Raw genomic sequence first — 14,914 nt, forward strand, 5'->3', positions numbered from 1 at the left:
TTTCCTGCTGCGCAAATGCGGCGAGGCCATGGACATGGGTGCATGTCGACCCCGCAATGCAGGCAAGCGTTGTCGATTTACCACATCCGCCCGGAGACGCGCGCCCGATTAGCCGGGCTTGCGCGGTTCGGCGACCTTTTCCCCGAAGAATTCCATCACCGCCCGGGCGATCGCCGCGGCGGTATCCTTGCGCCAGGCCGCGTCCGTCAGGAGCTTCTCGTCCTCGCGATTCGACAGGAAGCCGAGCTCGACCAGCACAGAGGGGACGTCCGGCGCGGTCAGCACCTTGAATCCGGCCGAGCGTTTCGGCCGGTTGATCAGGCGGATGTCCTCGCGCCGCAGGTCCCCGACCAGCGACGAGGCGAAATGCTCGGAGAAGCTGACAGTCTCGCGCCGGGTCAGGTCGAGAAGGATGTCGAAGACGGTCGGCTCGTCGCGCTGCCATTCCTCGCCGGCAAAGCGGTCCGCCGCGTTTTCCGACGCGGCGATCTCGCGCGAGAGCTCGTCCGAGGCGGTCTCCGAAAGCGTATAGACGGTCGCGCCGCGAAGGTCGGCGTAGCGGATCGAGTCGGCATGGATGGAGATGAACAGGTCGGCGCGCTCGCGGCGGCCGATCGCCGCGCGCTCCTCCAGCGGAATGAATGTGTCATCGTCGCGGGTCAGCGTCACCTCGACATCGCCACGGGCCTGCAGGGCATCGCGCAAGGCGAGCGCCATGGCGAGGTTGATCTCCTTTTCCAGCGTGCCGGACTTCGACACGGCGCCCTTGTCAACGCCGCCATGTCCGGCGTCGAGCACGACTTTCAGGACACGCCCCTGCGGCACGGCCGCCGGCACATCCGGTCCGGCCTTGGCGGCATCCTGCCGTGGCGCCGGCCTCGACGATGGCGCCGCCGCGGCCTTGCCGGACGTGGCCGGGCGGATGGTCAGGGAAAGCGTCTCGCCGTTCTCCGTCGCGGCGCGATCCAGTTCGGCGCTGGCCGCCCCCTTGAGCGTGAAGATGAAGCGGTAGCGATCGGCCGCAACGAGCCCGTGGCGGCTTGCGGAGACGAGCGCGTTGCCGGGCGGCGCATCCAGCGCGGCAGCCGAGAGGGTGTCCTGGAAATCGACCGCGATCCGCTCGGGATTGCGAAGATGCAGGACCCGCGCCTCGGGCTTGCCGATGACGTCGAAGGCGACGGTGAAGGCGTCCGCGTCGGCCGCCTGGGTCACCGCGGTGATGATCCGGTCCTCGGCCAGAGCGGGAGACTGGGCGCCCCAAAGCAGGAGCGCCACCACAGCCGCCAGGGCTGTTCGGGCAAGCTCGGCCACCACGTTCCGGCATCGTCCTGTCATTGCACCCCTTCCCGGTCGCACCGTGTCGCGTCATCTGCGCGATAGGCCATCCCTGCTGACGCGACAATGTTGATGAGACTGGGGCGACGGCTCAAAGCTGCGCGGCCAGAACGCTGCGGGCGCCCGGCAGCCGCTCCGGCAACGGTTGGCATGCCGCGCAGCGCCCATGCCTCGCGCGGTCTCTTACCTTGCGACCACAATCGCCGCGCCGCACTTGTTTATTAGGCATTCCCGTCATAAAATCGAACTGAGGCTTAGTGATGCGGAATCACATGCAGCTGCCGATTCGGAGGCACGAGTGCCCCGCGAACGTCGGCACGGTTGCGGCGAAAACGTCGCGGCAGGTTTGCGATCCTGCGACCAGTCACCGAGCCTCGAGCAGAATTTTCATTTCGCCGCAGGAGTTTCCTTCCCGGCGAATTCTCAACGTCGCGAATGTGCCCGGCTCGCAAGCCGCCAATTCGCCCGTTTCGTCGGCCGCCCAAGCGGCCATGTAGTTGTTACAGGTCGAATCTTGTCACCAGCTCCCGTTCTCCGATACCCGCCGCATCCCTTCACAAGGGGTCTGGCGCCGTCGAGTCGCGGCCGCGCTGCAATGCCAGATTCCACCGATACGGGCTCGCGCCCTCCCGTCGACAGGCAGGCGCATGACGCCTTGCTGCGACCTGGTGCGAGCGCCCGGGAGTCCTTTCATGGCAAACAAAATGCTGATCGACGCGTCCCACCCGGAGGAGACGCGCGTCGTCGTCGTCCGGGGTAGCCGGGTCGAGGAATTCGATTTCGAGTCCGAACACAAGAAGCAGCTCAAGGGAAATATCTATCTGGCGAAGGTGACGCGGGTCGAACCCTCGCTCCAGGCCGCCTTTGTCGAGTATGGCGGCAACCGCCACGGCTTCCTCGCCTTCAGCGAGATCCATCCCGACTATTACCAGATCCCCAAGGCCGACCGTCAGGCGCTGATCGAGGAAGACCTCCAGCGCGCGATGGAAGAGGAAGAGGCCGACGAGCCGAAGCCGACCCGTTCGCGTCGCGGATCGCGCAGCAAGTCTGCCGCCCACAGCGACGAGACCGTCTCGGAAAAGGCCGAGATCGACGAGAACGGTAATGAGGTTGGCGCCGACGCGGCGCAGGGCGACGCCCATGGCGACGAAACCGAAATCCACGCCACCGAGTCGGACGACGATCACGACGCAGACGCCGATGCCGATGGCGTCACGACGTCCGGCGGCGACGGCGAGGACGAAGACAACGGGTCGGATCGGTCTTCGCGGGGTCGTCGCGGCGGTCGTGGCCGGCGCGGGCGCACCCGCGCGTCCGGCGACGACGAGAACAATGGTGACGAGGACGGCGACGAGGAGATCGACCAGATCGGCTCCGAGGACGCCATGGAGGAAGTGCCGGTCCGCCAGGCACGCCAGCGCCGCCAGTACAAGATCCAGGAAGTCATCAAGCGTCGGCAGATTCTGCTGGTGCAGGTCGTCAAGGAAGAGCGCGGCAACAAGGGCGCGGCCCTGACCACCTATCTGTCGCTGGCCGGTCGCTATTCGGTGCTGATGCCGAACACGGCGCGTGGCGGCGGCATCTCGCGCAAGATCACCAATGCGGCCGACCGCAAGCGGCTGAAGGACGTGGTGCGCGAACTCGACGTGCCGCGCGGCATGGGCATCATCCTGCGCACGGCCGGTGCCAACCGCACCAAGCCGGAGGTCAAGCGCGACTACGAATATCTGATGCGGCTGTGGGAGACGGTGCGCACTGTCACGCTGTCCTCGATCGCCCCTGCCCTCGTCTACGAGGAAGGCAGCCTGATCAAGCGATCGATCCGCGACCTCTACAACAAGGACATCGACCAGATTCTCGTCGCCGGCGAGACGGGCTACCGCGAAGCCAAGGACTTCATGCGGATGCTCATGCCGAGCCAGGCGAAGGTCGTGCAGCCCTATCGTGACCCGACCCCGATCTTCGTGCGGCAGGGCATCGAATCGCAGCTCGACAAGATGGTGCAGCCCCACGTCACGCTGAAGTCGGGCGGCTACATCATCATCAACCAGACCGAGGCGCTGGTCGCCATCGACGTCAATTCGGGGCGTTCCACCAAGGAACACTCGATCGAGGACACGGCCTACCAGACCAACATGGAAGCCGCCGAAGAGGTGGCGCGCCAGCTGCGTCTGCGCGACCTCGCCGGCCTGATCGTCATCGACTTCATCGACATGGACGAAAAGCGCAACAACCGCGCCGTCGAGAAGAAGATCAAGGAGTGCCTGAAGAGCGACCGGGCCCGCATCCAGGTCGGCAGCATCTCGCATTTCGGCCTGCTGGAGATGAGCCGTCAGCGGATTCGCGCCAGCGTGCTGGAATCGACCATGCAGACCTGCCCGGTCTGCGAGGGCACCGGTCATATCCGCTCGTCCTCCTCGTCGGCGCTGCACGTGCTGCGCACGATCGAGGAGCATCTGCAGAAACACGCCGACCACGATCTCATCGTCAAGGTCCCGACCTCGACGGCGCTCTACGTCCTCAACGAGAAGCGCCAGCGGATCGAGGAACTCGAGCACCATCACGGTCTGCGCATCATCCTGGAAGCCGACGACAGCGCCGGCCACCAGGCGATCACCATCGCCCATGGTGCCGAAGCGACGAAGCCGGAGATCACGGTCGATTCCGGCCAGCCGGACGCCCTCGCCGCCAGCGACGCGCTCGACGATGCGGCGGACGAGGAAGCGGCACGCCGCTCGGCCGACGAGCTCGACCGGATCGCCGAAGAGAAGCCGGCGGCCGAAGACAAGGGCCGTGCGGAGCGTGCGGAAGAAGACCGGAACGGGTCGGACAATTCGGAAGGCGGCGGTCGTCGTCGTCGCCGGCGTCGGCGGAAGCGGTCGGGCGACGAGGACGAGACTGTCGCCGACGGCCAGTCGCGGGACGACCGTTCGGATCAGGACAACGGCGACGATCGCGACGGCGATGCCGAAGGCGACGACGAGACGGATGGCGCGCATCGCAGCACCAGCCGGACCGACGACGACAGCGACCGGGGCCGCAAGCGCCGCCGCCGCGGCCGCCGGGGTGGTCGCCGCAACCGCGAGGACCAGAATGGCGAGGGCGAATCCGGCCAGCAGTCCGGTGATGTCGCAGCCGATCAGGCTCCGGACGCACAGCCGATGCACGCCACTGCAACGACGGTGATGTCGGATCAGGTCGCCGCAACGCCGGCCCCGGTCGCCGAAGATGCGCCGGTGGCGTCGCCTGCCGAGCCGGTCGACGCGCAGAGCGAAGCAGCCGACAACGCCGACACGGCGGTCGCGGCAGAGCCTGCGATGCCGGCTCTGGCCGCCGAACCAGTGGCCACCAACGCGCCGGCACCGGTCGAGGCACAGCCTGCCGCGGCCGAAGAGACTGCAGGGGCCGCAGCCAACGACGATACGCCCGTCGCACAGGAACCGTCCGACCCGGTGGTCACGTCGAGCACCTCGAACGACGCCGACGCCAAGCCCGAGAAGCCGCGCCGCACCGGCTGGTGGGCGCGCCGGAGCTTCTTCTAGGGCGAGCGCGTCACCAGCGCGCAGGCGCGGGACACGGCAGACATGACAAACGGGCGGTCCATCGGGCCGCCCGTTTTGCGTTCACGGTCGTTGTTGCGGCTGGGGCCGGCGCTGCCGGTCAGCCGGTGCGGCGGTCGGCGATCCGGTCCAGCGCCTCGGCGAGCGTTGCGTGGTCGCAGGCGTAGGACAGCCGTACGAAGTTCTCGCCGCGGCGGGTGTCGAAGTCCGTGCCGGGGGTGATCGCCACATGGCAGCGCTGGAGGATGTCCGCGGCAAACTGCGTGGCGCCGGATTCGCCCTCGGGGATCGCGGCATAGGCGTAGAACGCGCCGTCGATGGGCGCGATATCGCGGAAGCCGAGCTGAGGCAGTCGTCTGGCGATGAGGTCGCGGTTCTTCACATAGCCGTCGCGCACGACGTCGAGTTCGGCCGCCGCGTCGAAGACCGCCGTGGCCGCGAACTGCGACAGCTCAGGTGCGGAGATGTAGAGGCTCTGGCCGATCCGCTCGGCGGCCCGCAGCAGCGCATTGGGCAGAATCAGCCAGCCGATCCGCCAGCCCGTCATGCAGTAGTATTTGGAGAAGGAGTTGACGATGATCGGCCGGTCGGAGAACTCCAGCGCCGTTGCCTCGGCCCGGCCATAGGCGAGGCCATGATAGATCTCGTCGGAGACGAAGCGGATGTCCTCAGCGTCGGCGTATTCAACCAGACGGCGCAGTTCGTCGCGGGGCGTGACGGTTCCGGTGGGGTTGGCCGGGCTGGCGATCAGGACACCGGCGAGCCTGTGCTCCTCATGGGCGGCGCGCAGATGCTCGGCAGTCAGGATGTAGCCGGTGGTCCGGTCGACCTCGATCTCGACCGGCACCAGTCCGAGCGCACGCAGGATGTTGCGATAGGCGGGGTAGCCCGGAGCGGCGAGCGCGATCTTGTCACCCGGATCGAAGGCGGCGAGGAAAGTCAGGTTGAAGCCCGCCGACGAGCCGGTGGTGATCATGATCTGCGCGGCATCCACCGTCTGGCCGTAGGCGTCCGCGTAGTGGCGGGCGATGCGCTCGCGCAGATCCTGGCGCCCGAGGGCGTCGGTGTAGGCGATACGGCCATGGTCGAGCATGGAGCGGGCGGCATCGCGGGCGACCTGCGGCACCGGCGCGGCAGGCTGGCCGACTGCCAGGGACAGCACGCGGTCGCCACGGGCGATCATCCGGTTGGCTTCGGCCAGAACGTCCATGGCGCGAAACGGGTCGATGTCGGACCGCTTTGATGCCATCATCGTGAGGGTTTCGGACAGGTCGGACCGCATGTTTCGCCTCGATTTCGCCGGATTGGGGTGAGGATTGCCAGACAGTGCCGGGATATCGCGATCGGTCACCGGCGCAGCATCGGAGGGGACTAGCATGAACATGTCGCTCGGGGCGATCTCCGCCCGCATCACATCGATGATCCTGGCGGCATCCGTGGCACTGGCACCGGTCGGCGTTCAGGCCGCCGCGAAGGACAAGGCCAGCCTGCCGATCGTGCGCGATGCCGAGATCGAGGCGCTGGTGGCCGACTATGCGCGTCCGCTGCTCAAGGCGGCGGGCCTGTCGCGCTCCGGCATCGAGATCGTGCTGGTCAATTCCGACGCCTTCAACGCCTTCGTCTCGGGCCGCCGCATCTACATCAACACCGGCGCGATCACCGCGACGCAGACGCCCAACCAGCTGATCGGCATCCTCGCCCATGAGATCGGCCATCTGGCCGGTGGCCACCAGCAGCGGCTGCGCGAACAGCTGGAGCGCTCCCAGACCATTGCCGTGGTGGCCGGCCTTCTCGGCGCCGGGATCGCGGCTGCGGGCGCCGCCGCCGGCGGTGGCAGCGCGGTCGGTGCCGGCGCAGGACTGATGATGGGCGGTGGCGGCATCGCCCAGCGCAACCTTCTCGGCTACCAGCGCGGCGAAGAGGCGACTGCCGACCGGTCCGCCCTCACCTATCTGGAAGCCACGGGTCAGTCGGGCCGGGGGCTGGTCGAGACCTTCGAGATCCTCGATCGCGGCAATCTCTTCGCCCGCAGCAGCGGCGGGAACTACACCTCCTCGCACCCAATGCCGCGCGACCGCATTGCCGCTCTGCAGCGGCTGGCGCAGGAAAGCCGGTTCTACGGCCGCACCGACAGTCCGGAACTGGCCATGCGGCACGACCTCGCCCGGGCCAAGATCGTCGCCTACAACGACGGCGCCGGGGCGGTCCGCCGGATGTTCGCCCGCGATCCGCGCAGTCTCGCGGCCTATTACGGCGACGCGATCGGCACCTACCTTGCAGGCTCTCCTGCCTCGGCGCTGGCCAAGGTCGACGCGCTGATCAAGGCGCAGCCGAGCAACGCCTTCTTCTATGAGTTGCGCGGCGATATTCTCGTCGAGGCGGGACGCTCCCAGGAGGCGGCGGCGGCCTATACGAAGGCCGCCAGGCTGGACAAGACCGGCTCCGGCATCCTGAAGGCGGAGATCGGCCAGGCGCTGGTAACCAGCGGCGACCCGGCCAAGATGGAAGAGGCGATTCGCCTGATCCGCGAGGGCCTGAGCTCGGATCCGGACAATTCCGTCGCCTACCGGTTCCTCGCGATGGCCTACGGGCGGATCGGCGAAGTCGGCCGCGCCGAACTTGCCACCGCCGAAGGCTACTGGCATGGCGGTGCCTTCCGTCAGGCGAAGATCTTCGCCATCCGCGCCCAGCAGAAGCTGCAGCCGGGCACGCCACCCTGGCGGGCGGCGCAGGACATCATCCAGACCGAGATTCGCTGACCGGCGATCCGCACCGAACCGAACAGAAGGACGCCGCACCCGTGCTTTCCATCAGACGCCTGACCGCAGCAACGGCCCTCGCCTGCACGCTTCCGCTGATCGCAGCTGGCACCGCGCTTGCACAGAGTGGCGCCCCCGTGGCGGCACAGACGTCGTTCGACGCCAAGCAGACCGACGCGATCGAGACCATCGTGCGCGCCTATCTGATCGAGCATCCCGAAGTGCTGCTGGAGGCGCTCGACGCGCTGGAGGCCAAGCGGACGGCCGACCAGTCGGCGGCCCAGAAGGCGGCGGTCGCCGAAGTCGGGCCGGCGCTATTCGAGACACCTGAAGGCACGGTACTCGGCAATCCCGACGGCGACGTCACCGTGGTCGAGTTTTTCGACTACAATTGCGGCTTCTGCAAAAAGGCGATGCAGGACATGGACTCCCTCATCGCGGCCGACCCGAACATCCGCTTCGTCCTGAAGGAAATTCCGGTGCTGGGCCCGCAGTCGCTGGAAGCGGCGCGGGTCTCCCTCGCCTTCCGCGAGATCGCCCCGAACGAATACGCCGCCTATCACCGCGCACTGCTCGGCTCGCGCGGCACCGCCGACGAGGCAAGCGCCATCGCGGTCGCGCAGGATTTCGGCGTCGAGGAAGCGGCCCTGCGCACGGCCATGCAGTCATCCGCCGTGACGGAAGCGCTGCGGCAGTCGAACGAGATGGCAACCCGACTCGGCATCAACGGCACGCCGTCCTATGTGGTCGGCGAAGAGGTGGTTTCCGGCGCGGTTGGTCTCGACAATCTGCAGGCGAGCATCGCCAATGTGCGCGAATGTGGAACCATTGCCTGTTGAGGACCGGCTGAGGGAACGAAACGTCCGTCGGGGCGCTTTCCCCACGCTGCCGATGCCTCTATACGGGGCTGTGAGCCGCGCGGCGCGCGTGCGATTGCCAGAAAAGACCGAGGGTCGATGACCTCGACGATCTACTTTCTCAACGGCCCCAATCTCAATACGCTCGGAACCCGCGAGCCGGAGATCTATGGCACGACGACGCTGTCCGACATCGAGGCCCGGTGTCGCGACGTGGCGGCGGACGCCGGCTTCGAGATCGTGTTCCGGCAGTCCAACCACGAGGGCGAACTGGTCGACTGGATCCACGAAGCGCGCGAACGCGCCGTGGCGATCGTCATCAACGCCGCCGCCTACACCCATACTTCCCTCGCCCTTCACGACGCGCTCCGGGTTTTCGCAAAGCCGGTCGTGGAGGTGCATCTGTCCAACATTCACGCGCGCGAGGAGATCAGGCACAAGAGCCTGATCGCGCCGGTCGCCGTCGGCATGATCGCCGGCTTCGGCCCGGTGGGTTACGAACTCGCCATTGCGGCCCTCAAGGCTCGCCTGTGAACAATCGAGTCGAATAGACCGAAGGAATCGCATGTCGAAAGAAGATCACTCTGTCGACCCGTCGTTCGTCCGCGAGATGGCGAGCATCCTGAAGGACACCGATCTGACCGAGATCGAGGTCGAGCACGGCGAGATGCGCGTCCGCGTCTCGCGCCAGAAGGACTATGGCGGCTACGCCCAGCCGATGCACTACGCCGCGCCGTCGGGCCCGGCACCCGCCGCTCCGGCGCAGCACGCCGAGCAGCCTGCCGCACTGGCGGCCGCCACCGGCCCGGAGAAGGGCACGGTCCCCTCGCCGATGGTCGGCACGATCTACCTGTCGTCGGCTCCGGGCGCGCGCGCCTTCGTCGAGGTCGGCCAGAAAGTCGCCGAGGGCGAGACGCTGCTGATCATCGAGGCGATGAAGACGATGAACCAGATTCCCGCGCCGCGCGCCGGCACGGTGACCAAGATCCTGGTCGAGAATGCGCAGCCAGTGGAATACGGCGAACCGCTCGTCGTGATCGCGTAAGGGGCGCGGCATGGTCAAGAAGGTCCTGATCGCCAACCGCGGCGAGATCGCCCTGCGGGTGCTGCGCGCCTGCAAGGAACTCGGCATCCCGACGGTGGCCGTCCACTCCACCGCCGACAACACGGCCATGCATGTGCGCCTTGCCGACGAGAGCGTCTGCATCGGCCCGCCGCCGGCCCGCGACAGCTATCTGAACATTCCGCAGATCGTGGCGGCCTGCGAGGTGTCCGGCGCCGACGCCGTGCATCCGGGCTACGGCTTCCTGTCCGAGAATGCGCGCTTCGCCGACATTCTCGACGCCCACAAGATCACATTCATCGGCCCCACCGCCGAGCATATCCGGATCATGGGCGACAAGATCGAGGCCAAGCGCACCGCCAAGCGTCTCGGCATTCCGGTCGTCCCCGGCTCGGCGGGCGCGGTGACCGACGACGGCGAGGCCGCACGGATCGCCGAGGAGATCGGCTATCCGGTCATCGTCAAGGCTTCGGCGGGCGGCGGTGGCCGCGGCATGAAGGTCGCCAAGACGGCGCAGGACCTGTCGATGGCACTGTCCACGGCCCGTTCGGAAGCCGGAGCGGCCTTCGGCGACGATGCCGTTTATCTGGAGAAATATCTCGAGAAGCCGCGCCATATCGAGGTGCAGGTCTTCGGCGACGGCGCCGGCAACGCCATCCATCTGGGCGAACGCGACTGCTCGCTGCAGCGCCGCCACCAGAAGGTCTGGGAAGAAGCCAGCTCGCCGGCGCTCGACCAGGAGCAGCGCGACCGGATCGGCATGATCTGCGCCAACGCCATCGCCAAGCTCGGCTATCGCGGCGCCGGAACCATCGAGTTCCTGTATGAGAACGGCGAGTTCTATTTCATAGAGATGAACACCCGCCTGCAGGTGGAGCATCCGGTGACGGAGGCCATCACCGGGCTGGACCTCGTTCACGAGCAGATCCGCGTCGCCAGCGGCCAGGGCCTGTCGGTGACGCAGGCCGACATCCAGTTCGCCGGCCATGCGATCGAGTGCCGGATCAACGCCGAGGACCCGGAGACCTTCGCACCGTCACCGGGGCGGATCACCCACTATCACATGCCGGGCGGGCTGGGCGTGCGGGTCGATTCGGGCGTCTATCAGGGCTATTCGATCCCGCCCTTCTACGACAGCCTGATCGGCAAGCTGATCGTGCACGGCCGCACCCGGACCGAATGCATGATGCGGCTGCGGCGCGCCCTCGACGAGATCGTCGTGGACGGCGTGAAGACCACGCTGCCGCTGTTCCGGGACCTCGTGGACAATCCGGACGTCGCCAGGGGCGACTACAACATCCACTGGCTGGAAAAGTATCTCGCCCGCAGATCAGCAGGGTAGAATCATGACACGGCGTGGTGGCCAGCGTTTCGAGATCACCCCGTCCATCCTGCTGAAGGCTTATGCCTGCGGCATTTTTCCGATGGCGGAAAAGGCGGACGATCCGGGCATCTTCTGGATCGATCCGACGGAGCGGGGGATCCTGCCGCTCGACGGCTTCCACCTGCCGCGCAGCCTGCGCAAGACCATCCGCCGCGCGCCTTTCGACATTCGCGTCGACACCGCCTTCGCGGCGGTGGTCGATGGCTGCGCGGAAGCCGCGCCGGGGCGCATGGAAACCTGGATCAACGGCCAGATTCGCTCCCTGACGCTCGCGCTGGCGCAGGAGGGCTTTGCCCATTCGGTGGAAGGGTGGGACGGCGACCAACTCGTCGGGGGCTTGTATGGCGTGTCGCTGGGCGGCGCGTTCTTCGGCGAGAGCATGTTCTCGCGCCGCACCGATGCGTCGAAGGTGGCGTTGGCCTATCTGTGGGAGCGGCTGTGCCGCGGCGGCTACCAGCTCCTCGACACCCAGTTCTTGACCGGCCATCTGGAGCGCTTCGGCGCGATCGAGATCGACCGCGACACCTATCAGGCGCTGCTGGCCGAGGCGATCGCGGTGGATGCGACGTTCTACCCGGCGGGCGCCGGCACATCCGATTCGCTTTTGCAGCTCTTCAGCCAGACGTCATAGACCGGATGCTCGACGGCGTTGAGGCCGGGCGACGCGGCGAACATCCAGCCGGAGAAGATCTGGCGGATGTCGCGCTGCAGGGTGATCTCGTCGACCTTCACGAAGGCGTCGGTCTTGGCGGCTTCGCCCTCGGCGCTGGTGTAGCAGACCTTCGGCGTTACCTGCAGAGCGCCGAACTGCACCGTCTCGTCGATATAGACGTCGAAGCTGGTGATCCGGCCGGTGATCTTGTCGAGCCCGGAGAACACCGCGACCTTGTTGGCGATGCGCTGCTGCGCCGACGCCGGAACCAGCGCCAGACCGGTCGTCACGGCAAACAGGATCGACGCACATAGCCGACGGTTCATGGGGACGTCCTCAACATTTCCGGCCCGCCGGGCCGGGCAATACGCGCTGTGTCTGCCGGCAGAATGCGGCGATGACAGGGAGATTGTCCGGGCCGCGATCGAAAAGGCTCAAAGCCGATGCGGTCAGGCGACCGATAGCGCTCCGGACCGGCCCATGATCAGGGCGTCCAGGCGTCGTAATCGTCGGTGACGCGCGGGCGCTCGGACGGAGTGAGCAGCGAGCCCTGCGGCCGGTAGGCCTTTGCCGTGCCGGTGTAGTTCGGCTGATGCGGCTTCTGCCAGGCGCGCGGCTTGTAGTCTTCCTTCGAAGGCGGCGTATCGACCCGGTAATGGATCCAGCCGTGCCAGCCGCCGGCGATCATCGACGCCTCTGCCGGGCCGTTGTAGATGACCCAGCGCTTGGTGCCGTCGGCGTTCTGATAATACTGGTTGCCGGCATCGTCCTCGCCGACCTTCTGGCCCTTGCGCCAGGTGTAGAATCTCGTGCCGATCGTCTGGCCTTGCCACCAGGTGAAGATCTGCAGCAGCCATTCCTTCATGGGAATTCCAGTCCGTGTCGATGCGGGGACGTTATGCTGCCGCGGCCGCAAAATGTCCACCATGGATCGCGTTCGCTCCGCCCTTCGGCGGCGCCCTGCCCGGTTCAGCCGGCGGCCAGCTTCTTCTCGTAGACCACGGCCGGAATGCCAGAATCGGCACAGCCGCAATTGGCGGTCGAGCCGGTCTGCGTGAAACCGTGTGCGCGGTAGAAGTCGATCGCCGGCGTGTTGGCTTCCTCCACCTCGAGGCGCAGCGTGCGCGCCGTCGGGAAGCAGTCGGAAATCTCGGCCAGGAGGTCGCGGCCGATGCCCTGGCGCTGGCAGCCGGGCCGGACATAGAGCTGGTGCAGGACGACCATCTTGCCGTCGCCGGCGGTTGCGGCGGCATAGGCCATGCCGCCGATCCGCGTGCCGTCGTCGGCGATTAGGAACTCCGAGTTCAGCCGGTTGATCCGCGGCCTGAGCGCCTCGACCGAATGCCACGAGCGGGTGATCTCGCTCACCCGTTCAGGCCCGTAGATGTGGTCGTAGGTTGCGTGCCAGGTCTCGCCGAGCAACACGCTGACTGCCTCCAGATCGGCGGTACCGGCGGTGCGGACGAAGAAGGTCATTCCAGGCCGAGCTTCTGCTTGACCAAGGCGTTGACCGCCTGGGGATTGGCCTTGCCGCCGGTCGCCTTCATCACCTGACCGACGAACCAGCCGGCCATGGTCGGCTTGGCGCGGGCCTGCTCAACCTTGTCGGGATTGGCCGCGATCACCTCGTCCACCGCGGTCTCGATGGCGCCGGTGTCGGTGACCTGCTTCATGCCGCGCTCGTCGACGATCTTCTCCGGGTCGCCGCCCTCGTTCCAGACGATCTCGAACAGGTCTTTGGCGATCTTCCCGGAGATCGTCTCGGCACGGATCATGTCGAGGATCGCCCCGAGCTGCTCCGCGGCCACCGGCGTCTCGCCGATGTCCTTGCCGGCCTTGTTCAGCGCGCCCAGAAGGTCGTTGATGACCCAGTTGGCGGCCTGCTTGGCGTCGCGCCCCTTCGCCACGGCCTCGTAATAGTCGGCGATCGCCTTTTCGGAGACGAGGATCGACGCGTCGTAGGCCGACAGGCCGGCATCGCGGATCAACCGGTTCTTCTTGGCGTCCGGCAGTTCCGGCAGGCCTTCGAGCAGCGCGTCGACATAGGCCTGGTCGAATTCCAGCGGCAGAAGGTCCGGGTCCGGGAAGTAGCGATAGTCGTGCGCCTCTTCCTTCGACCGCATGGCGCGGGTCTCGCCCTTGGCCGGATCGTAGAGGCGGGTCTCCTGGTCGATGGCGCCGCCATCCTCGAGGATCGCGACCTGACGGCGGGCCTCGGCCTCGATGCACTGGCCGACGAAGCGGATGGAGTTGACGTTCTTGATCTCGCAGCGCGTGCCGAAATCACCGCCGGGACGCCGCACGGAGACGTTGACGTCGGCGCGCATGGAGCCCTCGTCCATGTTGCCGTCGCAGGTGCCCAGATAGCGCAGGATGGTCCGCAGCTTGGTCAGATACGCCTTGGCCTCGTCGGCCGAGCGCATGTCGGGCTTGGAAACGATCTCCATCAGCGCGACGCCGGAGCGGTTCAGATCGACATAGGACATGGTCGGGTGCTGGTCGTGCATCGACTTGCCGGCATCCTGCTCGAGATGCAGCCGCTCGACGCCGACCGCGATCTCCTCGAACTCGCCCTTGGAATCCGGGCCGACGGAGACCGAGACGATGCCCTCGCCGACGATCGGGTCCTTGAACTGCGAGATCTGGTAGCCCTGCGGCAGGTCCGGGTAGAAATAGTTCTTCCGGTCGAACACCGACCGGTGCTTGATCTCGGCCTTGAGGCCGAGGCCGGTGCGCACCGCCTGGCGCACGCATTCCTCGTTGATCACCGGCAGCATGCCGGGCATGGCCGCGTCGACGAGGCTGACATGATCGTTGGGCGCGCCGCCGAAATCGGTCGAGGCGCCGGAGAACAGCTTGGCCTCGGACGTCACCTGGGCGTGGACCTCCATGCCGACAACGATCTCCCAGTCGCCGGTGGCGCCGGAGATGAAGTTCTTCGGATCGGGCGTTCGGGTGTCGACGAGGGTCATGGGCGTGTCCAGAAACTGAAGATGGGCTGCCAGAACGGCTGGTTCAATGCGTGAAAACGGTCCGGTGGCGCAGCACGCCGGAGCGGCTGCAGCCGGTCAGCGACCGAGTGCGGCGACGATCGTGTCGCGCTCGGCCTCGAGGCTCTGCGTGCTCGGCTCGCGCCCCGCACGGCGATACCAGTATTCGGCATTGCCCTGGTCGCCTTCGACGCGGTGGAGATGTGCGTGGATCCAGGCTGCGTCGGCGGAGTGATCGTCCTGCACGATCGCGTGGGCGCCGTGCCAGTCGCCCGCCGCCAACAGATCGAGTGCCTTGCGAAGCTCCGCCATCA

Annotated in this window: 14 protein-coding genes; 7 read left to right on the forward strand and 7 right to left on the reverse strand. The window is 66.9% G+C overall.

The features are described from left to right. Nucleotides 1-108: 108 nt before the first annotated feature. On the reverse strand, nt 109-1,335 hold the full coding sequence (locus SI859A1_RS10055; protein WP_081451368.1) for an N-acetylmuramoyl-L-alanine amidase: 1,227 nt from the start codon (nt 1,333-1,335) through the stop codon (nt 109-111). Nucleotides 1,336-2,027: 692 nt separating this feature from the next. Between SI859A1_RS10055 and SI859A1_RS10060 the strand changes: the two genes are divergently transcribed. Next, nucleotides 2,028-4,877: an Rne/Rng family ribonuclease gene (locus tag SI859A1_RS10060; protein ID WP_040325664.1), complete on the forward strand. Its 2,850-nt coding sequence runs from the start codon at nt 2,028-2,030 to the stop codon at nt 4,875-4,877. 118 nt (nt 4,878-4,995) lie between these two features. Here SI859A1_RS10060 and SI859A1_RS10065 read toward each other — a convergent pair whose 3' ends face one another. Further along, entirely contained in the window at nt 4,996-6,177 is a 1,182-nt protein-coding gene (locus SI859A1_RS10065; protein ID WP_148233806.1) for a pyridoxal phosphate-dependent aminotransferase, read from the reverse strand. Between the two features lie 94 nt (nt 6,178-6,271). Here SI859A1_RS10065 and SI859A1_RS10070 point away from each other — a divergent pair, with 94 nt between their 5' ends. The 6 genes from SI859A1_RS10070 to aat all read left to right on the forward strand — a co-directional run bounded on the left by SI859A1_RS10070 (nt 6,272) and on the right by aat (nt 11,589). After that, nucleotides 6,272-7,654 carry a M48 family metalloprotease gene (locus SI859A1_RS10070; RefSeq protein ID WP_050767504.1) on the forward strand — a complete coding sequence of 461 codons (1,383 nt, stop codon included), beginning with the start codon at nt 6,272-6,274 and terminating at the stop codon, nt 7,652-7,654. A gap of 41 nt (nt 7,655-7,695) precedes the next feature. Continuing rightward, a complete protein-coding gene (locus SI859A1_RS10075) occupies nt 7,696-8,493 on the forward strand; it encodes a DsbA family protein (RefSeq protein ID WP_009209678.1) in 798 nt (265 codons plus the stop codon). 117 nt (nt 8,494-8,610) lie between these two features. Beyond that, nucleotides 8,611-9,045 (forward strand): type II 3-dehydroquinate dehydratase, encoded by a 435-nt coding sequence (gene aroQ, locus SI859A1_RS10080; protein WP_009209679.1) that lies wholly within the window; start codon nt 8,611-8,613, stop codon nt 9,043-9,045. A 31-nt stretch (nt 9,046-9,076) separates the two neighbouring features. Next, the gene (gene accB, locus SI859A1_RS10085) at nt 9,077-9,556 is read left to right on the forward strand and encodes an acetyl-CoA carboxylase biotin carboxyl carrier protein (protein WP_009209680.1); all 480 of its coding nucleotides are present in this window, start codon (nt 9,077-9,079) and stop codon (nt 9,554-9,556) included. A gap of 10 nt (nt 9,557-9,566) precedes the next feature. Continuing rightward, nucleotides 9,567-10,916, forward strand: a complete 1,350-nt coding sequence (accC, locus tag SI859A1_RS10090) for an acetyl-CoA carboxylase biotin carboxylase subunit (protein WP_009209681.1) — start codon at nt 9,567-9,569, stop codon at nt 10,914-10,916. Nucleotides 10,917-10,920: 4 nt separating this feature from the next. Then, on the forward strand, nt 10,921-11,589 hold the full coding sequence (aat, locus tag SI859A1_RS10095) for a leucyl/phenylalanyl-tRNA--protein transferase (RefSeq protein WP_009209682.1): 669 nt from the start codon (nt 10,921-10,923) through the stop codon (nt 11,587-11,589). Here the strand turns inward: aat and SI859A1_RS10100 are convergent. The 5 genes from SI859A1_RS10100 to SI859A1_RS10120 form a co-directional block, all read right to left on the reverse strand. Beyond that, nucleotides 11,529-11,936 (reverse strand): DUF2155 domain-containing protein, encoded by a 408-nt coding sequence (locus SI859A1_RS10100; protein WP_009209683.1) that lies wholly within the window; start codon nt 11,934-11,936, stop codon nt 11,529-11,531. The genes aat and SI859A1_RS10100 overlap by 61 nt on opposite strands. Nucleotides 11,937-12,094: 158 nt before the next feature. After that, nucleotides 12,095-12,475, reverse strand: a complete 381-nt coding sequence (locus SI859A1_RS10105) for an NADH:ubiquinone oxidoreductase subunit NDUFA12 (RefSeq protein ID WP_009209684.1) — start codon at nt 12,473-12,475, stop codon at nt 12,095-12,097. Nucleotides 12,476-12,579: 104 nt separating this feature from the next. Beyond that, complete coding sequence (locus tag SI859A1_RS10110; RefSeq protein ID WP_009209685.1) at nt 12,580-13,086, reverse strand: GNAT family N-acetyltransferase; 507 nt, start codon at nt 13,084-13,086, stop codon at nt 12,580-12,582. After that, nucleotides 13,083-14,582 carry an Asp-tRNA(Asn)/Glu-tRNA(Gln) amidotransferase subunit GatB gene (gene gatB, locus SI859A1_RS10115; RefSeq protein WP_009209686.1) on the reverse strand — a complete coding sequence of 500 codons (1,500 nt, stop codon included), beginning with the start codon at nt 14,580-14,582 and terminating at the stop codon, nt 13,083-13,085. Before gatB ends, SI859A1_RS10110 begins: the two co-directional genes overlap by 4 nt. A 96-nt stretch (nt 14,583-14,678) precedes the next feature. Next, on the reverse strand, nt 14,679-14,912 hold the full coding sequence (locus SI859A1_RS10120) for a hypothetical protein (RefSeq protein WP_040325666.1): 234 nt from the start codon (nt 14,910-14,912) through the stop codon (nt 14,679-14,681). Nucleotides 14,913-14,914: the final 2 nt, after the last annotated feature.

It is taken from the genome of Aurantimonas manganoxydans SI85-9A1, assembly GCF_000153465.1.
GTDB lineage: Bacteria > Pseudomonadota > Alphaproteobacteria > Rhizobiales > Rhizobiaceae > Aurantimonas > Aurantimonas manganoxydans.

Coding starts and splice junctions, on each gene's coding strand:
- SI859A1_RS10060 (WP_040325664.1), top strand. CDS start 2,028: ATGGCAAACAAAATGCTGATCGACGCGTCCCACCCGGAGGAGACGCGC.
- SI859A1_RS10105 (WP_009209684.1), bottom strand. CDS start 12,475: ATGAAGGAATGGCTGCTGCAGATCTTCACCTGGTGGCAAGGCCAGACG.
- SI859A1_RS10070 (WP_050767504.1), top strand. CDS start 6,272: ATGAACATGTCGCTCGGGGCGATCTCCGCCCGCATCACATCGATGATC.
- SI859A1_RS10065 (WP_148233806.1), bottom strand. CDS start 6,177: ATGCGGTCCGACCTGTCCGAAACCCTCACGATGATGGCATCAAAGCGG.
- SI859A1_RS10100 (WP_009209683.1), bottom strand. CDS start 11,936: ATGAACCGTCGGCTATGTGCGTCGATCCTGTTTGCCGTGACGACCGGT.
- SI859A1_RS10055 (WP_081451368.1), bottom strand. CDS start 1,335: ATGACAGGACGATGCCGGAACGTGGTGGCCGAGCTTGCCCGAACAGCC.
- SI859A1_RS10110 (WP_009209685.1), bottom strand. CDS start 13,086: ATGACCTTCTTCGTCCGCACCGCCGGTACCGCCGATCTGGAGGCAGTC.
- aat (WP_009209682.1), top strand. CDS start 10,921: ATGACACGGCGTGGTGGCCAGCGTTTCGAGATCACCCCGTCCATCCTG.
- aroQ (WP_009209679.1), top strand. CDS start 8,611: ATGACCTCGACGATCTACTTTCTCAACGGCCCCAATCTCAATACGCTC.
- accB (WP_009209680.1), top strand. CDS start 9,077: ATGTCGAAAGAAGATCACTCTGTCGACCCGTCGTTCGTCCGCGAGATG.
- accC (WP_009209681.1), top strand. CDS start 9,567: ATGGTCAAGAAGGTCCTGATCGCCAACCGCGGCGAGATCGCCCTGCGG.
- gatB (WP_009209686.1), bottom strand. CDS start 14,582: ATGACCCTCGTCGACACCCGAACGCCCGATCCGAAGAACTTCATCTCC.
- SI859A1_RS10120 (WP_040325666.1), bottom strand. CDS start 14,912: ATGGCGGAGCTTCGCAAGGCACTCGATCTGTTGGCGGCGGGCGACTGG.